This window comes from Streptomyces sp. NPDC044106 (genome assembly GCF_056433985.1).
Genome location: NZ_JBWKFZ010000024.1, coordinates 20,426 through 41,305, shown reverse-complemented (window position 1 = coordinate 41,305; position 20,880 = coordinate 20,426). Strand labels below are relative to the sequence as shown.

20 protein-coding genes are annotated in these 20,880 nt (G+C 71.8%); 12 read left to right on the top strand and 8 right to left on the bottom strand.

The annotated features are described in order from the left end of the window. Window positions 1-159: 159 nt before the first annotated feature. The 4 genes from AC07DI_RS32845 to AC07DI_RS32830 form a co-directional block, all read right to left on the bottom strand. Complete coding sequence (locus AC07DI_RS32845; RefSeq protein WP_478908163.1) at window positions 160-465, bottom strand: hypothetical protein; 306 nt, start codon at window positions 463-465, stop codon at window positions 160-162. A 119-nt stretch (window positions 466-584) separates the two neighbouring features. Next, complete coding sequence (locus AC07DI_RS32840) at window positions 585-761, bottom strand: hypothetical protein (RefSeq protein ID WP_384256463.1); 177 nt, start codon at window positions 759-761, stop codon at window positions 585-587. 170 nt (window positions 762-931) lie between these two features. Next, window positions 932-2,425 (bottom strand): alpha/beta hydrolase, encoded by a 1,494-nt coding sequence (locus tag AC07DI_RS32835; RefSeq protein WP_478908161.1) that lies wholly within the window; start codon window positions 2,423-2,425, stop codon window positions 932-934. Between the two features lie 109 nt (window positions 2,426-2,534). After that, window positions 2,535-3,149: a LysE/ArgO family amino acid transporter gene (locus AC07DI_RS32830; RefSeq protein WP_478908159.1), complete on the bottom strand. Its 615-nt coding sequence runs from the start codon at window positions 3,147-3,149 to the stop codon at window positions 2,535-2,537. A 140-nt stretch (window positions 3,150-3,289) separates the two neighbouring features. Between AC07DI_RS32830 and AC07DI_RS32825 the strand changes: the two genes are divergently transcribed. The 7 genes from AC07DI_RS32825 to AC07DI_RS32795 all read left to right on the top strand — a co-directional run bounded on the left by AC07DI_RS32825 (window position 3,290) and on the right by AC07DI_RS32795 (window position 9,738). Next, window positions 3,290-4,195, top strand: coding sequence for a LysR family transcriptional regulator ArgP (locus tag AC07DI_RS32825; RefSeq protein WP_478908271.1), 906 nt, complete (start codon window positions 3,290-3,292; stop codon window positions 4,193-4,195). Window positions 4,196-4,258: 63 nt separating this feature from the next. Continuing rightward, the gene (locus AC07DI_RS32820) at window positions 4,259-4,528 is read left to right on the top strand and encodes a hypothetical protein (RefSeq protein ID WP_384256454.1); all 270 of its coding nucleotides are present in this window, start codon (window positions 4,259-4,261) and stop codon (window positions 4,526-4,528) included. A 235-nt stretch (window positions 4,529-4,763) separates the two neighbouring features. Further along, a complete protein-coding gene (locus AC07DI_RS32815; RefSeq protein WP_478908157.1) occupies window positions 4,764-5,543 on the top strand; it encodes a HalD/BesD family halogenase in 780 nt (259 codons plus the stop codon). After that, entirely contained in the window at window positions 5,540-6,868 is a 1,329-nt protein-coding gene (locus AC07DI_RS32810; RefSeq protein WP_384256449.1) for an APC family permease, read from the top strand. Before AC07DI_RS32815 ends, AC07DI_RS32810 begins: the two co-directional genes overlap by 4 nt. After that, window positions 6,865-7,851 (top strand): ornithine carbamoyltransferase, encoded by a 987-nt coding sequence (locus AC07DI_RS32805; RefSeq protein WP_478908155.1) that lies wholly within the window; start codon window positions 6,865-6,867, stop codon window positions 7,849-7,851. The genes AC07DI_RS32810 and AC07DI_RS32805 overlap by 4 nt, the downstream gene beginning before the upstream one ends. After that, window positions 7,848-8,612, top strand: a complete 765-nt coding sequence (locus tag AC07DI_RS32800) for an SDR family NAD(P)-dependent oxidoreductase (protein ID WP_478908153.1) — start codon at window positions 7,848-7,850, stop codon at window positions 8,610-8,612. The genes AC07DI_RS32805 and AC07DI_RS32800 overlap by 4 nt, the downstream gene beginning before the upstream one ends. Before the next feature lie 199 nt (window positions 8,613-8,811). Continuing rightward, window positions 8,812-9,738 (top strand): SMP-30/gluconolactonase/LRE family protein, encoded by a 927-nt coding sequence (locus AC07DI_RS32795; protein WP_478908151.1) that lies wholly within the window; start codon window positions 8,812-8,814, stop codon window positions 9,736-9,738. A gap of 13 nt (window positions 9,739-9,751) precedes the next feature. Here the strand turns inward: AC07DI_RS32795 and uriT are convergent, their stop codons facing one another. Both uriT and uriH read right to left on the bottom strand, forming a co-directional pair. Continuing rightward, on the bottom strand, window positions 9,752-11,203 hold the full coding sequence (gene uriT / locus AC07DI_RS32790; RefSeq protein WP_384256440.1) for a uridine transporter UriT: 1,452 nt from the start codon (window positions 11,201-11,203) through the stop codon (window positions 9,752-9,754). Then, on the bottom strand, window positions 11,200-12,147 hold the full coding sequence (uriH, locus tag AC07DI_RS32785) for a uridine-preferring nucleoside hydrolase UriH (RefSeq protein ID WP_478908149.1): 948 nt from the start codon (window positions 12,145-12,147) through the stop codon (window positions 11,200-11,202). The genes uriT and uriH overlap by 4 nt, the downstream gene beginning before the upstream one ends. A 264-nt stretch (window positions 12,148-12,411) precedes the next feature. Here uriH and AC07DI_RS32780 point away from each other — a divergent pair, with 264 nt between their 5' ends. Beyond that, window positions 12,412-13,470 (top strand): LacI family DNA-binding transcriptional regulator, encoded by a 1,059-nt coding sequence (locus AC07DI_RS32780; RefSeq protein ID WP_478908147.1) that lies wholly within the window; start codon window positions 12,412-12,414, stop codon window positions 13,468-13,470. A gap of 80 nt (window positions 13,471-13,550) precedes the next feature. Here the strand turns inward: AC07DI_RS32780 and AC07DI_RS32775 are convergent, their stop codons facing one another. Next, complete coding sequence (locus AC07DI_RS32775) at window positions 13,551-14,894, bottom strand: M64 family metallopeptidase (RefSeq protein ID WP_384256433.1); 1,344 nt, start codon at window positions 14,892-14,894, stop codon at window positions 13,551-13,553. Between the two features lie 201 nt (window positions 14,895-15,095). Here AC07DI_RS32775 and AC07DI_RS32770 point away from each other — a divergent pair, with 201 nt between their 5' ends. Together AC07DI_RS32770 and AC07DI_RS32765 are read left to right on the top strand one after the other, a co-directional pair. Next, a complete protein-coding gene (locus AC07DI_RS32770; RefSeq protein WP_478908145.1) occupies window positions 15,096-16,493 on the top strand; it encodes a helix-turn-helix domain-containing protein in 1,398 nt (465 codons plus the stop codon). 143 nt (window positions 16,494-16,636) lie between these two features. Then, the gene (locus AC07DI_RS32765) at window positions 16,637-17,980 is read left to right on the top strand and encodes a glycosyltransferase 87 family protein (protein WP_478908143.1); all 1,344 of its coding nucleotides are present in this window, start codon (window positions 16,637-16,639) and stop codon (window positions 17,978-17,980) included. Here the strand turns inward: AC07DI_RS32765 and AC07DI_RS32760 are convergent. Continuing rightward, the gene (locus AC07DI_RS32760; protein WP_478908141.1) at window positions 17,949-19,031 is read right to left on the bottom strand and encodes a hypothetical protein; all 1,083 of its coding nucleotides are present in this window, start codon (window positions 19,029-19,031) and stop codon (window positions 17,949-17,951) included. The two genes, AC07DI_RS32765 and AC07DI_RS32760, sit on opposite strands and share 32 nt — an antisense overlap. 229 nt (window positions 19,032-19,260) lie before the next feature. On the opposite strand from AC07DI_RS32760, the gene AC07DI_RS32755 reads away from it, so the two are divergent. Both AC07DI_RS32755 and AC07DI_RS32750 read left to right on the top strand, forming a co-directional pair. Beyond that, window positions 19,261-20,232 carry a TIGR01777 family oxidoreductase gene (locus AC07DI_RS32755; protein ID WP_478908139.1) on the top strand — a complete coding sequence of 324 codons (972 nt, stop codon included), beginning with the start codon at window positions 19,261-19,263 and terminating at the stop codon, window positions 20,230-20,232. Window positions 20,233-20,356: 124 nt separating this feature from the next. Continuing rightward, window positions 20,357-20,854: a hypothetical protein gene (locus AC07DI_RS32750; protein ID WP_478908137.1), complete on the top strand. Its 498-nt coding sequence runs from the start codon at window positions 20,357-20,359 to the stop codon at window positions 20,852-20,854. Window positions 20,855-20,880: the final 26 nt, after the last annotated feature.

Sequence of the window (20,880 nt, the reverse complement as noted above, 5' to 3'; positions counted from 1 at the left end):
GGAGCCCTTCGACGGGCCGCGACGCGACGGCCGTCTTCCGGCGGTCCGCGTCGGTGGCCGGTCGTCTCGGCCCGCGGGGCCGCTCACCCCGTGGGGCCGCCGCACCTTGCGGCACCGTCTCACCTTGCGAGGCCGCCCGGCACAGACGTCCCGTCCTGCTCAGTCGCCCCGCCCGTCGCCCTCGTCAATCACTGCGCCCGCCGTCCCGCCCGTTTCGCGGTTCGCGTGCGCGCTCAGCTGCTGGTTCACCTCGCGGGCCTGCGCGGCCAGCTGGCTCGCTCGCGCCTCGGCCCGGTCCGCCCGGGCGTTGATGCGGGCGATGTCGTCCTCGATGACCTTCAGGGCCAGCTCGGTGGCCGCGTCCGCCTCCTTGGCAGGGAGGTCGCCGGGAAGGTCCTCCAGCGCGCTCTTGACCGCGGGGATGCCGCCGCGGGCGTGGATCTCTTTCCAGAACTCGTAGTCCATCGGGTCATCCTGGCCGATCGACGCGGGCCCGCGCGAGGCGGTGCGGCCCCGAGAACCCGTTCGGGCACCCGGGCCGCGTCCGAGGCGTACGGGAGAGCCTGTGCGCCGCGCCGCTGCCGTCAGGACGCGGGCCCGGAGGAGGGCGTGCCGGCCGGGGCGGACGTGCCGAAGTCGAGGAGGTCCTCGGCCGTCTGCTGGGTCTCCTCCGCCGCCTTGCGGGCCGTGGCGACGACGTCGCCGTGCTCCTGGACGAGGGTGTGGTATATCGGCGCCTGGGTGGCGTCATTGGCCGGCATGACCTGCGGCTCCTTGTTCGGGGACTGCGTACTCGGGCGGCCGTGTGCGGCCGACCCGCGACCTTACGCGAACTCAGTGCCCCGGTGGGACCGACCCCGATCATGAGACGCCCGCTTGTGATGACCTTCACACGCGGCGGGCGCCCCGGGAGCGGCAGGTCAGCGGCTGGTCAGGCGCAGTACGTGTCGTGGTCCGGCCGCTCGCCGGTGGCGAGGAAGCGGGAGACGGTGCGGTCGCCGCAGGCGTTTCCGTTGGCGAGGTAGGAGTCGTGGCCGGTGGCGTCGACGGTCACCATCGTGGCCCGGCGGCCGAGGGCGTCGCGCATCTTCAGGGCGCCCTTCAGCGGGGTGTTGGGGTCGCGCTCGTTCTGGACGAGCAGGATGTTGGACGGGCCGCGGTCGGTGATGCGTACCGGGGCCTGCTTGGGCTCGTACGGCCAGGCGGCGCAGAGCATCGCGTTCCTCGGCATGCCCGCGGTCAGCGGGAACGCGGCGCGGCTCGCGGTGACGCCCTTCTGGTACACGGCCGCCGTCCTGGGCCACGCGACGTCGTTGCAGAGGGTCGCGGAGCCGACGGCCACGGAGTTCTGTATCGCGCTCTCGGGCGGCGCCGGGGGCGCGGGCGGCAGGCTGCCCTGCCGGGCGGCGAGGATCAGCTGGGCGAGGGCGGGGAAGCCGTCGGGGTCGTCCATCGCGTTGAGCATGGTCTGGCGCAGTACGTTGCCGTCGAGTTCCGCCGGATTGGCCCCGTCCCAGGGGATCGGCTCGTGGTCGAGGCGTTCGGCGAGGCGCAGGAAGCCCGTGCGCACGTCGGCCGCCGTGTCGGCCACGCGGTACTGGTTGCCGGGCTCCGAGGCCCACTTGGCGAACTCCGCGAAGGTGTCCTCGACGCCCTGCTCGTGCGCGGCGAGCCAGCCGCGGCCGACGCGGGCGGGGTCGGGGTTGTCGTTGCTGTCCAGCACGATGCGGTCGGTGCGGCGCGGGAAGAGCTGGCTGTAGACGGCGCCGACGTAGGTGCCGTACGAGACCGCCCACGCGGAAATTCTCTCTTCGCCGAGTGCGGCGCGGATGCGGTCGATGTCGCGGGCGTTGTCGGGGGTGCTGATGTGGCGGAGGAGTTCGCCGCCGTTGCGGGCGCAGGCTTCGGATGTCCGTTTCGCGACGGCCATGTTCTCGTCGACGGAACCGTCGGGCGCGGGCCAGGGGCGCAGCTTGGAGGTGGCCATGTCGGCGTGCTCGAAACCACAGGTGACCGGGGTGGAGCGGCCGAGACCGCGGGGGTCGAAGCCGATCAGGTCGTGGCTGTCCCGCACGCTCTGGGGCAGTTTCTGTCCTTTGTGGGAGGGGTCGTTGATGCTGGAGCCGCCGGGTCCGCCGGCGATGAGGAGGAGGGCGCCGCGGCGGGTGGCGGGCTTCTCACTGGGGATGCGGGAGATCGCGAGCTCGATCGTTCTGCCTTCGGGGTGGGCGTAGTCCATCGGGACGTCGAGCGTCGCGCACTCCTGCCGGGGGTCGAGCCCCTGACCTGGGCACGTGGTCCAGACGAGCTTCGCGGTCCGCGCGGCCGTGGCGGGGGTCGACGCGGAGGCGGCGAGCGGCGCGGTGAGGGTGAGGACGGCCGCGGAGGCGGCGAGCAGGGCGGTGTTGCGCTTGATCTTCGTCATGCGGAAGAGCTTCGCCGATCTTCCAGGGTGATCACATCCTCCCAACTGCCCGGTACGGGTAGGGGTTTACCCCGAACGATCACCTAAGGGGAGCGGCGGTGGGCGGTGGTCAGAGCACGCCGATGACGAGCGTGGTTCCCATGACCGCCATCGTCACGGCGATCAGGACGTCCAGGGCCCGCCAGGACGCCGGGCGCTCGAAGAAGCCGCTGAGCAGGCGGGCGCCGTAGCCGAGCGCGGCGAACCAGCACACGCTGCCGAGCATCGCGCCGATCCCGAAGGCCCAGCGCAGCCCGTCGTGCCCGGCGGCGACGGAGCCGAGCAGCAGCACCGTGTCGAGGTAGACGTGCGGGTTGAGCCAGGTCATGGCGAGGCAGGCGAGCAGCGCGCCGCGCCGTGACCCGGCCGTCGCGCCGGTGGCCGTCATCGCGGTGGGGCGCAGCGCTCTGCGTGCGGCGAGCACGGCGTACGAGAGGAGGAAGGCTCCGCCTATCAGGCCGACGAGGGTCAGCGCCGGGGGCCAGGCGGTGACCACGGTGCCGATGCCGCCCACGCCCGCGGCGATGAGCACTATGTCGGACAGGGCACAGATGGCCACCACGCTGAACACCGCCTGACGACGGATGCCCTGGCGCAGCACGAAGGCGTTCTGCGAGCCGATGGCGACGATGAGCGAGAGTCCGGTGCCGAACCCGGCGGCTGTGGCGGTGAGTGCTGATCCCATGGACACCGACGTTAAGGATCATTGACGCCTGCGTACAGCTAAAGATTGTCATGTAGCTTAAGCAGAACTAATGGCGTGAGTGGAGGAGGGGAGCGCCGGTGACAGGTGCGGACGTGCCGGTGAGGTCGCTGCCGGGAGCCGTGTCGGAGCTGCCGCTGGATCACGTGCGGACCCTCCTCGCCGTCGTCGACGAGGGCACCTTCGACGCCGCCGCGGCCGCCCTGCACGTCACCCCTTCCGCGGTCAGCCAGCGCGTGAAGGCGTTGGAGCAGCGGACCGGCCGGGTGCTCCTGATGCGTACGAAGCCGGTGCGGCCCACCGATTCGGGGCAGGTCGTCGTGCGGTTCGCGCGGCAGCTGGCCCGCCTCGAACGGGACGCGCGCGCCGAGCTCGGCATCAGCGACACGGGTGAGGCCGCCGTCCTGCCGATCGCGGTGAACGCCGATTCGCTCGCGACCTGGTTCCTGTCGGCGCTGGCCGCGATCCCCGCCGAGCTGCGGGTCTGTTTCGAGCTGCGCCGCGAGGACGAGGAGCACACGACGTCGCTGCTGCGCGAGGGGTCGGTGATGGCCGCGGTGACGTCGTCGCCTGACGCGGTGGCGGGGTGCACCGTGCGGCGGCTGGGGCGGATGCGGTATCTGCCGGTCGCCTCGCCCGCGTTCGCGGCGCGGTGGCTCGGCGACTGGCCGCGGGTGCCGCTGGGGCAGGTCCTCGCGGACGCGCCCGTGATGTTCTTCGACCGTCGTGACTGCCTGCAGGACGATTTCGCGCGCCAGGTGACGGGCGGGCGCGGGGCAGGACGTTTGCGGCACTACGTTCCCTCATCGCGTGCCTTCGTCGAGGCGATCGAGGCGGGCCTCGGGTGGGGCGTGGTGCCGCGGGCGCAGGCCGAGCCCTTGCTGCGGGCCGGCACGCTGACCCTGCTCGACGCCGAACGCGTCGTGGACGTACCGCTGTTCTGGCAGCAGTGGAAGCTCGACTCGCCCGCGCTCGCCGCGATGGCGGACGCGGTGGCGCGGGCGGCCGCCGGTGCTCTGGACCGGTGAGTCGCGGCCACGAGCGGCCGCGTGGACGTGCGGCGCACGCGACTCCTGTCTAGCGTCACTGGCATGAAGACTCATCCGCAGAGGTACGAGCTGCTCCTGGTCCCCGAGTTCGCCGAGGGCGGGGCGGGCACGGGCGGTACCGACGGCGCCCTGCGTTCCGCGGTGGTGGTGGCCACCGGGGAGACCGGCGCCTCCGGCTATCCGCGGTATGCGGGGGACGGCATGGAAGCGGACATCGACCCGGTGACCCGCGCGGTCGAGGCACTGCTCGTGGACGGGGCCGAGCTGGATTACGGACTCTCGGTGCGGGTCGCGGACCGTCCTGTCGGCTGACAGAAGGAAACGTTGCGTCAAAAACAATGTCGCAACAATTTCTATTGAATCATTGAATCATGCAAAACGGATCCTCATATTCTGCGCGCACGGTAGGGCGCGGCACACCGTCTCTCCTGTCAGCTGGCTTGAATGCGCCCCTTTCCTTGGTCCCCACAGGACGACCCGGTAGGCTTCCGTCTTTGAAATAGGCCGAAGTGGCACACCCTCCTGCCGACGACGTTGGGAGCTGGTCATGCGACCGGACGAGCGGATCGGGGGCCTCGTTCAGTCCCTCTCGGAACACCTGGTCAGGAATGTCGAGGAACACCGCATCGAGGGAGCGCGCCGCGATTTCCTCCAGCGCGGATTCACCACCTTGCCCTTCCTCGCGCCTGACGATGTCAAAACCGCGATCGCGGACGAAATCGAAAGCCTCATCGAGGAACACGGCGTCCGCCGCGGAATGAGCTTCAAGGAGACCGGGCACACGCCCCGGCACATGCGCAATGTCCGCCACAAGGAAATACGCGAGCACGGTTCCGTCATTCCGGAGGTGTACGCCTCCGCGGATCTCCTCGGCGTATTGAGCAGAGTCGCCGGCGAGCCGGTGCTCCTGTGCCCTTACGAGCCGGAGCGGTATGTCATCACCGAGCTGGAGCAGTCCGGCGACACGCACGGATGGCACTGGGACGACTACAGCTTCGCGCTCGTCTGGATCGTCGACTGCCCGCCCGCCGAGCACGGCGGATTCGTCCAGTGCGTGCCCCGCACGTACTGGAACAAGGAGGATCCGCAGCTGCACCGCCAGTTCATCGCGCAGCCCATCCACTCCTTCGAACTACGGCCGGGTGACCTCTATTTGATGCGCACCGACACCACCCTGCACCGCGTCTACCCGCTGAGCCGCGGCCGTCGGCTCATCATCAACATGGGGTACGCCTCCCATGCCGACCTGCACAAACAGATCAGCCACGAGACCATGGACGGGCTCTGGCACGGCTCGCGCGAAGAACAGGCGGGACAGATCGTATGACGTCGGTCGAGGGGGCTCCTGCACAAGCGCCCGAGCCCCCTCAACTACCTCGCCGGCTGGGCACTCCAGGGCTCGTCGCCCACTACATCACCTCCGTCATGGGCGCGGGCGTCCTGCTGATTCCCTCTCTCGCCTGGGCCGAGGCAGGACCGCTGTCCCTCGTCGCCTGGGGGGTGCTGATCCTCTACAGCTACCCTTTCGCCCTCATCTTCGCGAAGCTGTCCGTACGGCATCCCACGAGCAAGGGCGTCGCCCAGTTCGTGGAAGCGGCGTTCGGGGTCCGGGCCGGCCGGGTCGCCGCCGTCTTCCTTCTCCTCACCCTGCTCGCCGGCAATCCGGTGCTGGGACTCGCGGCGGGCCGTTATCTGCTCTCGGCGGCCGATCCCACCGCCTCGAACCGGGCCGCTCTCCTCGCGGGCGCCGCCGTCATCGTGTTCTGCGTGGCGCTCAACCTCTGGGGAATCAAAGTGAGTACGCGCGCCCAGATGGTGGTTCTCGGCGCCGTGGTGCTGCTGCTGGTCGCGGTCATCTGCCTGGCCCTGCCCGAGGGGGACTACACACGCCTCACACCGTTCGCGCCGCACGGCTGGGGCGCCCTGGGCAGTACATTGCTCATCTGCTTCTTCGGCTTCATCGGCTGGGAGAACGCCGCCCCGGTGGCCGAGGAGGTGCGTAATCCCGGACACACCTTTCCCAAAGGCATTCTCTACGCCGTCAGTTGTGTGGGCCTCCTGTATTTCGCCATGGCGTTCACCGTCTCGGTGGCGCTGCCCGGGACCTCCGCGGGGCAGTCGGATCTGACGGCGTTCGTGCGACTTCTCGAAGTGGCCACCGGGGCGGGCCTGCAGCGCGGCGGATTTCTCGTCGCCGGAATTCTGCTGCTGCTCACCACCAACGCCTGGTGCCTCGGTACCTCGCGCGTCGTCTTCGCACTCGCCCGCGACCGCATCCTGCCCGCCGGGCTCAGCAGGCTCTCCGCGCGGGGCAGGGTCCCGGCGCGCGCCGTCCTCGCGCTCCTGCCCGGCTACGCCGTGCCGGTCGTGCTCCTCCTGGTCACCGACTCCAGTGAGTCGACGCTCATCAAGGCGTCGTCGGCCACCTACGTGCTCATCTTCCTGATGGCCTTCCTCTCCGCCACCCGGCTGCTTCCCCGGGGCGGCATCGCGTACCTGAACCTGGCGGTCATCGCGGCCACCCTCGCCATGCTGCCCTTCTTCGGCAGCAGTCTCGGCATCGCGCTGGCGATGCTGCTCCTCTCCGTCATCGCCGAGCGGTGGCTGCGCAAGCGCGTCTCCCCACCCACCGAGACAGGAGTCCTCACGTGACCGCGCGACACATCCTGCGCATACAGGACCTCTCAGCCAACGAAATGTGCGCCCTGCTCGATCTCGCCGAAGCGATGAAGCGCGGCGACGACACACGCGCCCACCTGGCGGGCCGCTGCATCGGCCTGCTCTTCAACGTACCCTCCACCAGGACCAGGGTCTCCTTCCAGGTCGCCGCGTCCCAACTCGGCGCCCACAGCTACCCGTACGGGGTGGAGGAGCTCCGGCTCGCCAACCGCGAGTCGATCGAGGACACCATCGGCGTACTCAACCGCTACCTCGACGCGCTCGTGGTGCGCTGGTACGACATGAACGAGTACGGCGCGGGCCACGCCCGCCTGCGTGCGATGGCCGAACGGGCGACGATCCCCGTCATCAACGCGCTTGACGACGAGGAGCACCCCTGCCAGGTGCTCGCCGACCTGATGACGCTGCGCGAACTGTTCGGGGCACAGGTACCGGACAAACGGATCGTGTACGCCTGGTCCTACTCGCCGCGCCAGAAGACCCCCGGCGTGCTGCACTCCTCCATGATGGCCGCCGCCGTCCTCGGCCACCGCATCACCGTCGCGCACCCGCCGGGCTTCGCCCCCGAGGAACGCGTGACCCGCGCCGCCCGGGCCGTCGCCGCCCGCACCGGCGCGCGCATCGAGCTCACGCAGGACCTCGCGGAGGCCGTCGACGGGTGCGCCGCCGTGTACACCCTGAGCTGGAAGTCCCCCACGCTCGTCGGCCAGGAGGAGATCCGGGCGAGGACCCGGCTCGCGGACCGGTGGCGGATCACCGCGCCGCTGATGAGCCGGGCCGACGACGAGGCGGTGTTCCTCGACTGCATGCCCACCAACCGCGGCGAGGAGGTCGACGCCGAGGTCAAGGACGGACCGCGCTCGAAGATCTTCCAGCAGGCCGAGAACCGCCTCCACACCCAGAAGGCCCTGCTCACCCAGTTGTTCGACGGGACGCTCTCGGGAGGCGCGCGATGACGGATACACGGTCCGACGTGCGCGTAGCGCTGGTCACGGGGGGCGGCGGCGGCATCGGCAGCGCCGTCTCGCGGCGGCTCGCCGACGCCGGCGCCCGGGTCGCGGTCGTCGACCGCGACCACCGGGCCGAGGCGGTGGCAGGAGCCATCCGCGACACCGGCGGGCACGCCGAGTCGTTCCTGTGCGACGTCTCCGCCGAGAGCGAGGTCGCGGCCCTCGTCGAGGAGGTCACCGGCAGGCTGGGCGGCATCACCGACGTGTGCTGTGTCGCGGGCAGCATCCGGCGCGGCACGGTGCCGGACCTCTCCCTCGAGGACTGGCACGGGTCCTTCGCGGACAACGTGGACTCCGTCTTCCTGGTGTGCCGGGCGGTGCTCCCGCTCATGGAGCGGGCCGGGCAGGGCCGCATCGTCACCGTCGCCTCCGGCTGGGGCCTGCGGGCGGGGGCGAAGGCCGCCGCGTACTGCGCGGCCAAGGCCGGTGTGGTGATGCTGACCCAGGCCATGGCGCTGGACCACAGCCCCGCGGGCATCAGGGTCAACTGCGTCGCGCCGGGCGACACCCGCACCCCCATGCTCGCCCGCGAGGCACGTCAACTCGGCCAGTGCGACGCCGAGTTCCTCGCCGAAGCGGCCGATCGCCCGCTGGGCAGGATCGGCACGCCCGAGGACATAGCCGCAGCGGTCGCTTTCCTCGCCGGGCCCGACGCCGACTTCATCACCGGTTCCGTGCTGACCGTCGACGGCGGCGGCAGCGTCTGAGAGCGTCCGGCTCCGCGGGACGGGCGTGCGGGGTCAGCCGGGAAGGGGCGACACCGGGCGTTCGAAGAACGTCTCCAGGGAGACCGTGGCCTGCGTGCGTGCTTCCTCGCGGTCGAGCGCCGCGGGGTCCACGTCGACGGTCGTGCCACAGTCATGATCGACCGAACAACATTCGCACCAAGGCCGCTAAGGGGTATCCATGTCCGGCGACGACAGCACTTCTCCGTACGAGATTCTTGACGAACGGTTCCGTACTGGAAGGTGCGCGAACGGGGACGACCGCTTCGAGAAGCTGTACGGGGGGTGCCGGTGGGCCGAGGGCCCGCTCTACCTGCCCGCCTGGCGCCAGCTGATCTGGAGCGACATCCCCAACGACCGGTTGCTGCGCTGGGACGAGACGACCGGCGGCGTCGCCGTCTTCCGGTCGCCCGCCGGGCACGTCAACGGCAACACCCTGGACCGCGAAGGCCGGCTGATCAGCTGCGAGCAGGGCAATCGCCGGGTCACCCGCACCGAGCCGGACGGCCGGATCACCGTGCTCGCCGACCGGTACGAGGGCAAGCGGCTGAACAGCCCCAACGACGCGGTCGTCCACTCGGACGGATCGGTGTGGTTCTCCGACCCGGACTTCGGGATCACCAGCGACTACGAGGGCTTTCGCGCTGAGCCGGAGATCGACGGCCTCAACGTCTACCGGATCGACCCGTCGACGGGCGCGGTCCGCCTGGTCGCCGACGGCTTCGGCGCCCCCAACGGTCTCGTCTTCTCGCCCGACGAGCGGCAGTTGTACGTGTCGGACACCCGGGGCGGCCGCATCCGGGTCTTCGACGTGCGCGAGGACGGCACGCTGTCCGACGGCGAGGTCTTCGCCGAGACGAAGGACGGCGTCAGCCGGTTCGACAACATCCGCTTCGACGACGGCGGCCGGTTGTGGGCCGCCGCCATCAAGGGCGGGGTGCACTGCTACGACCCCGACGGCACCCTCATCGGCCGCCTCCGGGTGCCGGAGCCGGTGTCCAACATCGCCTTCGGCGGTCCGAAGAACAACCGGCTCTTCCTCACGGCCACCAGTTCGCTCTACTCGCTGGTGATGTCGGTGACCGGGCTGCCGCGCGTGCGCGCGTGAGCGGCGCGCACGTTCACTCCGTGGCCTCCGCCTCCACCGGCTTGGGGATCAGGAAGGATGTCGCGAAGGCCGCCGCGATGAGGGCGACTCCGGCGATCATGCCTGCCGTGTAGCCGGCGGGCGACGTCTTGTCGGCCGGTGCCGCGGCGGTCTGCACGGCGTACAGGACGGCGAAGCTGAGGCCCGCGCCCAGGTTGAAGGCGCCCGCGTTCAGGCCCGGCAGGAAGCCCGGGTTCTCCTTCGGGGAGAGCACGATGCCGAGGCCGTTGAGGACGATGTTGCCGACGCCCGCGTAGGTGACGCCGATGAGGACCGATGTGACGAGCAGCAGCAGCCGTGAGTCGGCGTGCAGCGTGAACAGCATCAGGGCGACGGTCACGGCCGAGCCGATGAGGCCGAGGCGCAGGATGCGGCCGTAGCCGTACGTGGCGGCGAGGCGTCCGGCGAGGGGGCCCATGGCCAGGCCCGCGAGGGCGTACGGCGTCAGGGTCCACCAGGCGGACTGCTCGGCGCCCATGCCGAACCCCGCCTGGGCGTCCTGCGCGAAGGCGGGGATCATGCCGTTCATCACGGCGAACACGCCGGTCATGGTGAGGACCGTGGTGAGGAGCAGCGCCCAGGTGGAGCGCCGGCGCAGGTGCCGGGTGGCGACCAGGGGGTGGCTGCTGCGGTCCTCGGTGCGCCAGAACAGGGCGAAGGCGACGGCGCTCACCACGAAGAGGCCGACGACGAGGGGCCAGTTCGCGGCGCCGAGCTTGCCCGCCTCGTTCAGGGCGATCAGGGCCGCGCCGACCGAGACGACGAGGAGGGTCACTCCGGGCCAGTCCATCCGGGTGTCGGTGGTGTCGGCCGCCTTCGACTCGGGGGTGAGGGTGGCGACGAGGAGCGCGGCGATCGCCGCGACACCGGCCATCGCCCAGAACACCGACTGGAAGCCGTGGTGGTCGGCGAGGTAGCCGCCGGCCAGCGAGTCGAGTCCCGCGATGCCGCCGTTGACGGCGGTGATGACGCCGAGGAGGGTGCCGTACTTCTTCGGCTCGCGGACCTCGTTGCGCAGCATGATGAGGCAGAGCGGCACGGTGGGGCCCGAGACGCCCTGGATGACGCGGCCCGCGAAGAGCATCGGGACGCTTCCGGCGAGCGCTGCCACCACACAGCCGACGACCATCAGCGTCAGCATTCCGGCGAGCACCTTGCGCCGGCCGACGAGGTCGCCGAGGCGCGGCAGGAAGAGCGAGAAGAGCGCGGCCGAGGTGAAGAACGCGGTCTGGGTCAGGCCGACCTCGGCCGAGGTCGCCCCGAGGGAGTCCTGGATGTTCTTCAGGGCGGGGCTGAGCATGCTCGCGTTCAGCTGGAAGGCGAAGCAGGCCGCGAGGAGCGCGGCGACCAGGACCCCGACGCGGACCGGGCGCGATCCGCGGGCGCCGCCGGGGGCGGCGGCGGGTTCGGCGAGGGAGGCGTTCATGCGCGCACGTCACCGATCCGCTCGAGCGCGTCCACGATGAGGTCCCAGAAGCGCTGGTGGTCGAGGTCGACGGCGACCTGGGTGTGGCAGTCGTCGGGGGCGACGGCGCGGAGGTCCGTCACGGTCATGCCGAGCGTGAGGGTGCCGGTGAGCTCGATGTCCACGGGGGCCTTGCGGACGGTCATGACGCTGGGGTCGATGACGTACGCGACGGCGCAGGGGTCGTGGACCGGCGGGGCGTCGAATCCCTGGGCCTCCAGGTACATGGCGCCGAAGAAGTCGAGGAGCTCGTTCACGAAGAGCGCGGGGGCGGTGCCGACCTTGCCGATGCGCTCGATGACCTCAGGGGTGGCGAGGGCCTGGTGCGTGAGGTCCAGGCCGACCATGGTGACCGGCCACGACTCGTTGAAGACGATGTGGGCGGCCTCAGGGTCGATCTTGATGTTGAACTCGGCGACGGGGCTCCAGTTGCCCGTGTGGTAGCCGCCGCCCATGAGGACGACCTCGCGGACGCGCTCGACGATGCGGGGCTCCTTGCGGGCGGCCATGGCGATGTTGGTCAGGCCCGCGGTCGGGACGATGGTGATCTCGCCGGGCTCGTGCGCCATGACGGTGTCGATGATCAGGTCGACGGCGTGCCGCTCGTCCAGGGCCAGCGTCGGCTCGGGCATCACGGGGCCGTCGATGCCGCTCTCGCCGTGGATCTCCAGGGCCGTCTCGACGTGGCGCACCAGGGGGCGGACGCAGCCCGCGGCGAAGGGGACGCCGGTGATGTTCGCGATGCGGGCCACCGAGAGGGCGTTGCGGGTGACCTTCTCCAGCGTCTGGTTGCCCACCACGGTGGTGACGGCGACCAGCTCGACATCCGGGTTGCCGTGGGCCAGGAGCATGGCGATCGCGTCGTCATGTCCGGGGTCGCAATCCAGGATGATCTTTCGGGGCATCGCGGAACCTCTTTGTTCGGCTGAGCTGACGCTGCGGGGGCGAAAGCTCGGGAAAACGTTCTCCCAAGACTTTGTGCACCGGGGCGGATTATGTCAATGGCCGAAACCACACCCCGGCAAACGCGCCCGGAACGGACAGAGGCGACATCAGACCAACTGAGGCTCAACCAGACGAATTCACCACGAAGAAGAGGTCTGGTCGGGCCTGAGACCCGCTGATAACGTTTGCCGAAACTTGGCCGGCTATCGAAGGGGCGGCGCGGCGTGGCCGACGTAACGCTGAGAGATGTGGCCCGGGTCTCCGGCTGCTCCGTCGCGACGGTCTCCCGGGTCCTGGCCGGCACGCGCCCCGTCGGCGCCGAGACCGCCCGGCGCGTCCGCGAGGCCGCCGACGCGCTCGGCTACCGGCCCAATCACGCGGCGCGGGCCCTGCGCAGCCGCTCGACGGGCACCGTCGGCCTCGTCCTGCCGCAGATCACGAACCCCTTCTACCCCGCGCTGGTACGGGAGTTGACGCATGCCCTGCACACCGAGGGCCGCGCCGTGCTCCTCGCCGACTGCGACGACGACCCGGTGGCCGAGGCCGAGTACATCGCCGACCTGCTGAGCCGGCAGGTCGACGCGCTCCTGGTGATCCCGGCGCACGAGGAGCGCAGCAGGGACGCGGTGGCGGCGGCGGCCGACCGGGTGCCGCTCGTCCTGATGGACCGGGGCTGCGGTCCTGCCGTCGCCGATTCCGTGGCGGTCGACAACTCGGCGGGCATGGCCCTGGTCCTCGATCATCTGGCCGCCACGGGCCGTCGCCGCGTCTGTTTCCTCGGTGCGACGGGGACGGCCTCCGCCGCGGCCGAGCGGCGCGCCGCCTACGCCGCCGGGGCCGGGGCGCTCGATCCCGGGGCGCCGGAGCGGGTGGCCCTCGGCGACTTCTCCGTGGAGTGGGGGCGCGCCGCCGTCGACGAGGTGTGGCCCGCCCGGCCCGACGCGCTGGTCTGCGCCAACGATCTGATCGCCATCGGGGCGCTGCAACGCCTGCAGCAGCTCGGCGCCAACGTTCCCGGCGAGGTCGCCGTCACCGGTTTCGACGACATCCCGATGGCGGCGCTCTCCGCCCCGGGCGTCACCACGGTCCGCCAGCCGGTGGCGGCACTGGCCGCCGAAGCGGCACGCCTCCTCGCCGGACGCCTCTCCGGCGGCGAGGACGGACCGCGCCGCGCGATACGGCTGACGCCGGAACTCGTGGTCCGCGAGTCGAGCGTGCGGGGCGGGGCGGCCGTGGTCGCGGCGGGCGGGGGCTTGGGGCGACAGCGGGTCCCCACTCCGTAGAGGGGTGGGCGGGGCCACGCCGGTGGGCGGATTCCGCCCTCGCCGCACCGCCCACCCCGTGGCTCCGTGCCTTGGTCGGGTCAGCGCCTCACCCGCCACGTGAGCGAGTCGGTGAGCAGGGTGCGCAGTTGCGGATCGCGGACCGCCTCGGTCGGGTCGGTGGCGCGTACCGACACCGTGTGCGTGCGGCCGTCGGCCGGGGCACCGAGGGAGCGGGGCGTCACGACGGCGTCGTCCCTGGCACTCTTCGCCTCGCGGCCGTCGACGCTCCAGTGCAGCCGGATGCCGTCCGCCGCCCGCACGCGGAGCTTGTCGTCGCGCCGCACCACACCATCGGTGGACGTCTCCGCTGTCACGACGGACGCGTGCCGGTGGAAGCCCGCGATCATGGCCTCGCGGCCGGGCAGGTTGAACTGGCGGCCCAGGGTGCGCATGATCGAGTCCGCGGTCGGGCGGTAGAGCCCGCGGGGGTAGTAGCCGCCGCCCTCGTAGGCGCCGACCCTGCCGCCGTCGGGTGAGGCCTGGCCGATCCAGCGGTACCACTTCTTCTTCTGCGCGGTGAGCTGGGCGGCCGTCAGCTTGCTGGTGTTGGCCTCCCAGGGCTCGGCGCCCGTGTAGGTGCCGTACTCGTCGTAGAAGTACTCGTCGGCCAGCTTGCCCAGCGAGTGGCCGGTCTCATGGACGGCGACCTGGTCGGACTGCGCGTTGTCCGAGGAGGCGGTGGCGATGCCGTCGTAGCCGGACGGCGAGGTGATGTCGTTGTAGCCCGCGCCGCCGTACTTGGTGGAGTTCGCGAGGACGATGACGAGGTCGGGGTCCGCGGCCTTCGAGGCGTAGGACTCGACCTTGTTCGTGTCGACGCACAGCAGCCGTTCGATGCCGTCGCAGAAGAAGGCCGAGCCGAGCGCGGTGTCCTTGACGGTGCCGCTCGTCGGATCGCCGGAGACGCCGGACTGCCGGGAGACCGCGTCGACCGCCCACACGTTGAAGAGGCTCTTGTACGAGGCGTACGGCTCGACCGCGGAGATCTTCGCCCACTTGGCGCGCACGTCGGCGTGGAAGTCCGCCTGCTGGGACGAGGTGTAGCCGTCGCCGATGAAGACGACGTCGAGCTTGGTGCCGGTCGGGCCCGCCTGCACGATCGGCACGACGTCGCCGTCGCCCCTGATCTCCGCGCGCTCCTTCGGGGAGAGCGTCGGGGACGCGGGAACCTCGGTGTGCCGGGGGTGGGCGCCGGGCCCGGTGAAGTACTCGACGTGCTGGGTCTGTCCGGCGGTGGTTTCCGGGTCCGCCGCGGTGGCCGTGGCCGCGGGGCCGGTGGCGACGGCGGCTGCCGTGAGGGCGATGCCCGTGGCGAGGGCAAGACGCAGCGGTGAGCGTCTGACGCGGCCGGGCGTGCCGGGTATTCGGTCCGTGGGGGGCATGGGCGTCCTTTCGGGGTCCGCGACATACGCGATATAAATGGCGGGTTAAGCGGGGTTAATGCGCGGATCAACGTAGGGGCTGCCGGGGCGCCAGGCAATGGGTGCGGGCCAAGTAACTTGTGGGGCCGGGCGAGTTCCGGCCGCCGCCCCCGCTGGGCAGTGATGTGAAGCGACGTACGAAGTGGCGACGGAGAGGCAGCGGTGGCGCAGAACGTTTCCCGGGAGGGCGTACGCCCCGACGACCCGGCCGAGATCGGGCGGCGCGTCCTGCGGCTGCGCGGTGAACACGGCCTCACCCAGCGGCAGTTGGCCGAGCCCGCCTACACACCCGCGTACATCTCCACACTGGAGTCCGGAAAGGTGCGCCCCTCCGAGGCCGCGCTGCGCCACCTCGCCGGGCGCCTCGGCGTCAGCTACGAGGAGCTGGCCACGGGCCGCCCCGCCCACCTGGCCGCGGGAATCCGGCTGCGACTGACCGACGCACGGCGCGCCCTGGCCACCGGTGCGCCCGAGGACGCCGCCGGACTCTTTCGCGTACTGCACGAGGAAGCCGTCGAGCACGGGTTCGCCCAGGAGCAGGCCGACGCCCTGCTCGGGCTCGGCGACTGCCTCCTGGAGGCCGGTGAACTCACCGCGGCCCGGGACCGTTTCGCCGCCGCCGAACGGCTGCTCGCCGACGAGCCGCTGCCCCGCCGCGTACCGGCCGTCCGGGGCCGCGCCACCGCCCACCTGCTCACCGGTGAACTGCGCTACGCCTGCTACCTCCTGGAGAGCACCCTCGACGAGCTGAACGCCGCCGGGCTGCACGACCCGGACGCCCTGCTGCTTCTCTACACCGCGTCCATCGCCCCCTACATGGACATGGGCGCCCACGCGCGGGCCGCGCACGCCGCCGAACTGGCGCTCGCGCTCGCCCCGCGCGTGGCCGATCCCGCGCTCGTCGCGGGCATGCACCGAGGGGTGGCCCGCACCCTCATCGCCGAGGGCCGCATCGCCGAGGCCGACGCGTCACTGGCCAAGGCCCAGGAGCTCTACCGGCAACTGCAGATCCGCACCGAACTCGCCCACTGCCACTGGATGCGCGGCTATGTGCACGCCCAGGACGGCGACCTGGAGCAGGCGGAGGGTGAGCTGCGGAAGGCCCGCGAGATCCTCGCCTCCAAGCGGGCCGCGCTCTTCACCGAGCAGGTGGAGGTCGAGCTGGCCGACGTGCTGCGGCGGCGCGGCAAGGCCGAGGAGGCGGAGGCGCTGCTGCGGCCCCTGCTCGCCTCGGGCGGGGGCGCGGAAGGGGGGACCGGGCCGCTCGGCGCCGGACGCGGAGCGGTGCACGCGGGCGGGGCGCACCGGCTGCTCGGACTGATCGCCGAGGAGCGGGGCGACACTGAGGCGGCCGAGGAGCACTACTGCGCGGCGCTGTCCCTGCTCGAACGCTCCAGCGCGGTCGGCGACTTGGCGGACCTCTGCCGCCTCCTGGGCGATCTGCGGCGCCGCGCCGGCCGGGTGGAGGCCGCGATGGACGCGTACCGCACGGGCCTCGGGCACCGGGCCGCGCCCGGCACGACCACGCTGGGACCGGCGCCCGCCACTCCCCCGATGTGAGCTCCACGCCCCTCGATGTGAGCCACGCCCCTCGACGTGAGCTCGGCGCCGCATTGAGCCGCAAGGTGGACAATTCAACACGATTGGGACGGCGGCGCGTAGGGTGAGCCCCTGTTGTCGCACTACTGCCAACAGGGATGGTCATGCGCCGCGTGCACCCCACCGACCCGGTCACCGACAAGGCGGGCTCCAGGGCCTGGACGGTGGGCGCGGGCGCCCTCGTACTCGCGGTGGCGGGGTTCGGGATCCACCTCGCCTGCCGGCTGACCGAGCGGGCGTACCGCTGGCACCAGCGCGACGCCACCGTGTACTTCGACGCGACGCGCCAGCTGTTCGACGGCGGTCCCGGGCTGTACGGCACCCCGTACGGAGCGAGCCGACTTCCTTTCACCTACCCGCCGTTCAGCGCCCTGGTGTTCCGCGTCCTCGGCTCCGTCGGATGGCAGAGCTTCCGCGTGCTGCTTCCGGCGCTGACCCTCTTCGCGCTCGGTGCCGCGCTGCACCGCATGGCTCGTACCCTCCCCCCGTCGGCGACCTGGCCCCCGGCGCGGCGTCTGGCGCTCGTGCTGGCCGTGACCGCGGTCTGCTTGTGGCTCACTCCGGTGTACCTCACGTTTCAGGCCGGGCAGATCAACCTGTTCCTCCTGGCCCTGGTGGTGTGGGACTTCAGCCTGCCGACGGGTTCACGGTGGAAAGGGGTCGGGGTGGGGCTCGCCGCGGGTCTGAAGGTCACCCCGGCCATCTTCATCGTGTACCTGCTGCTCACCCGGCGCGGACGCGCGGCCGCCACGGCCGTCGCCACCACCGCGGCCACCGTGGCGGTGGGAGCCCTGTTCCTGCCGGGGGCTTCACTGCACTACTGGACCGCCTTGGGCGACCTCAGCAGTGAGGCGACCGGCCGCGGGAGGATCAACCTCGCCGCCACCCACAACCAGTCCCTCAACGGCCTCATCCTGCGCACCCTCGGCGACGCGCCGTTCCCCCACGCGCTCTGGGTGCTCGCCGTCTGCCTCACGGCTGTCGCGGGCCTCGCCTGTGCCGCGGCGGTCAGCCGCCGGGGCCACGACCTGTGGGGCATGGTGCTGTGCGCCACGACAGCGGTGCTCGTCTCCCCGCTCTCCTGGGCCCACCACTGGGTGTGGGTCGCTCCCGCCTTGCTGCTCCTGGTGGCGCGCGGGGCCGCGGCGCCCCGGCGGGCGACGGCTGGCGGCCTGTACGCGGCAGCGGCGGCCCTGTGGTGCTGGTACGCCGCCTGGCCCGTCCCCCTCCCGGAGGACCCGCCCAAGCTGAGCCCCGCGGGAATCATCGCCCTGCCGACCGGACCGCTCACGGGCCCCCTGGCACACGTGTGGGCCTTCACGCACGAGAACGCGTACGTCGTCACCGGGCTGCTGGCCATCACCGCCACCGGCGTCCGCGTGCTCGCCCGCGCCGTCCAGGAGCGTGGCAGGCTGGTCAGCCCGGAGGACTCGTACGCCCCTCAATGACGCCTTCCACCACCCCGGCCGAGGCCGCGGCGCCGTCCCCGGCCTCAATGACCCAGCTGCCTCGGGCCTGCACCCGGTACACGCCGGGCCCCGGCAGATGGAGCGCCAGGTCGGTGTCGCCCTTGCCGCGGGCCACCTCTGTCCGGTCGGCGAGGGCATCGTCCAGGGGCACCAGGCGTACGTTGCCGCGCCCACGGTGCCGCAGCACGGCCGGGCCGCCGCGGCCCTCGTACCGGATCAGGTCCCCGCCGCGCCCGTGGATGCGATCGGTGAACTCCGGTACGGCGTCGACCGGTTCGACCCACGCCTCCCAGTCGACCCCGGTTCCGTCCCGCAACTCCACCTGGAATCGCACCACTTCGCGGTCGCCCGAGCGCGGTAGCGGCACTCTTGCGCACACCGGCGCGCAGCCGTCGCCCAGTACGAAACGCATGCGCTGGTTCTTGCGCAGCAGCAAGGCAACGGCCAGTTGCCTGCCGTTGTCGCTCCGCACCACCAGCACGGCGGGCCGTCCCGCTGCCGGCAGCCGCACCCGGGCGACCCCGGGCCCCGGCCCATGCACCCGCTCGCCCGCCTCGGCCCGGTCGGCATCCCGCGCGTCCCTTGGCCGCCGGAACGCGGCCTCGCGCTCCACGTACCGGGGCGCGGCGAACACCCGCCCCCTCCCGCTGTGCGAGTCCTCGATCCGCACCCCGCACGCGGCGCACACCGCGACATTGCGGGCAGCGCCGTCCACCGGGGTCCAGGGCAGCTCTCGCTCGGCTCGCCCGTGCCGGGCGTCGAAGAAGCACAGCGGCAGCCGGCGGGGCAGCGGCAACCCGGCACGCCGGGCGTCGAGGCAGGCCAGCGCGTGCCATCCATCGTCCAGTGCCCGCAGCACGTCGAGGGCGTCCTCCCGGTCCCGGTCCCCGGTGAAGGCGCGCTTGGCCTCGTCGTACGCGTTCAGGGCCCGACCCAGGTCGGCGCGCATGCCGTCGGTCGACCCCGGTTCCCCCGGCGAGAAGTCGTGCTCGTCGAGCGCGACCCCGAACGCGGTGATCCGGGCCTCCACCTCGACGAGATCCTCCCTCGCCCGGCGTCGCGCCGCCCCTGTGAACCATCCAACGAGCCGCGCCCGGACATGCCCGCCCCCGGCCATGCAACCACCCCCTCACCGCTGATCATAAGTGGGGGCGCCTGCTTCACCTCGCGTCGCGTGGCGGAGAATTGTTTCGGCACCACGCAACGACGGGCGGCGGACGGCCGTCCACCCGTACCGGCTGTCGCGTCAAGGAGGCCCCATGAAGGTCGTACTGCCCGGAGGAACCGGACAGGTGGGCACGGTCCTCCACCGGGCGCTGACGTCGGCGGGCCACGAGGTCACGGTGTTGACCCGGCGCCCCGTCCGGGCGCACGAAGTCGGCTGGGACGGAGCCACGCTCGGCCGCTGGACCGAGACCATCGACGGCTGCGACGCGGTGGTCAATCTGGCCGGGCGCAGCGTCTCCTGCCGCTATACGGCCGACAACCTGCGGGCCATGATGGCCTCCCGGGTGGATTCCGCGCGGGTGGTCGGCGAGGCGATCGCCGCCGCCGCCCGGCCGCCGCGCGTCTGGCTGCAGATGAGTACGGCGACGATCTACGCCCACCGTTTCGACGCGGCGAACGACGAGGCGACCGGAGTGCTCGGCGGTTCGGAGGCCGGAGTCCCCGACTACTGGGCGTACAGCGTCAGGATCGCGGAGAACTGGGAGCGGGCGCAGGCCGAGGCGGCGACACCCGGCACACGCAAGGTGGCGCTGCGCTCGGCGATGGTCATGAGCCCGGACCGCGGCGGGGTGTTCGACGTGCTGTCGCGGCTGGCCCGCCTCGGCCTTGGAGGGCCGGTCGCGGGCGGCGCGCAGTACGTCTCCTGGATCCATGATGAGGACTTCGTGCGCGCGGTGGAGTTCCTCATCGACCGGGACGACCTCGACGGGCCGGTGAACCTCGCCGCTCCCGGCCCGCTGCCCCACCGTGACTTCATGCGGACGCTCCGCAGGGCCTGGGGCGTTCCGGTGGGCCTGCCTGCGACGCGATGGATGGCCGAGCTGGGGGCCTTCGCGCTCCGCTCGGACACGGAGCTGCTGCTCAAGAGCCGCCGGGTGGTGCCGGGCCGGCTGCGCGCGGCCGGGTTCGCCTTCACTCGGCCCGAGTGGGGGACGGCGGCCACGTCCCTCGTGCGGCGCACCAGGGCGGCGCGGGCGGGTGAGCCGCGGCGGACCGGACAGTGACCGCGCGGGCTGCCCGGCCCGGCGGACCGACCCTGCGAGGGGCGCCGACCCCCGCTGCGGTGCCGACCGGTACGATCTCCCGTCGGAATCGGGAAGATCACGGGGAACACGGGGAGACAGCGCCATGCCGGAAGCCGTATCCAAGCAACAGCAGGCCGCACTGAGCCAGTTGGCGCCGGGCGAGCAGCTCCTCTCCTACGGGATCGTCGTCCCGGTGAAGAGTGCCGAAGGCATCAAGATCAAGCATGGCAAGGCCGGCGGGAAGCTCGGCGAACACCTGATGCACCGGTACGGCGCCCAGTCCGGCGGTGCGCAGAGCATCGCGGCGGCCATGCCGCCCAGCTCCGGCGCGCTGCTGATGCGGGTGACGGATCAGCGGGTCGGCCTCGTACGGCCCCTGGACGGCGCCCCCGTCTGGGAGATCCCCCGCACCTGGGTCGCCCGCGTGGAGCGCCGCCCCCGCCTCCAGCTCATGGCCCGCTTCCGGCTCCACTACGCGGACGGCACCTGGCTGGCCTTCTTCACCGCGCGCCGCCGCACGATCGAGGCCTTCGGCACCGCCCTGCACGACAACGGTGGTACCGGCGGGGGCGCCAACGGCGGCTGGGCCGGAACCGCGTAGCTCCTGGAGACAGCGGGAGCACCGCC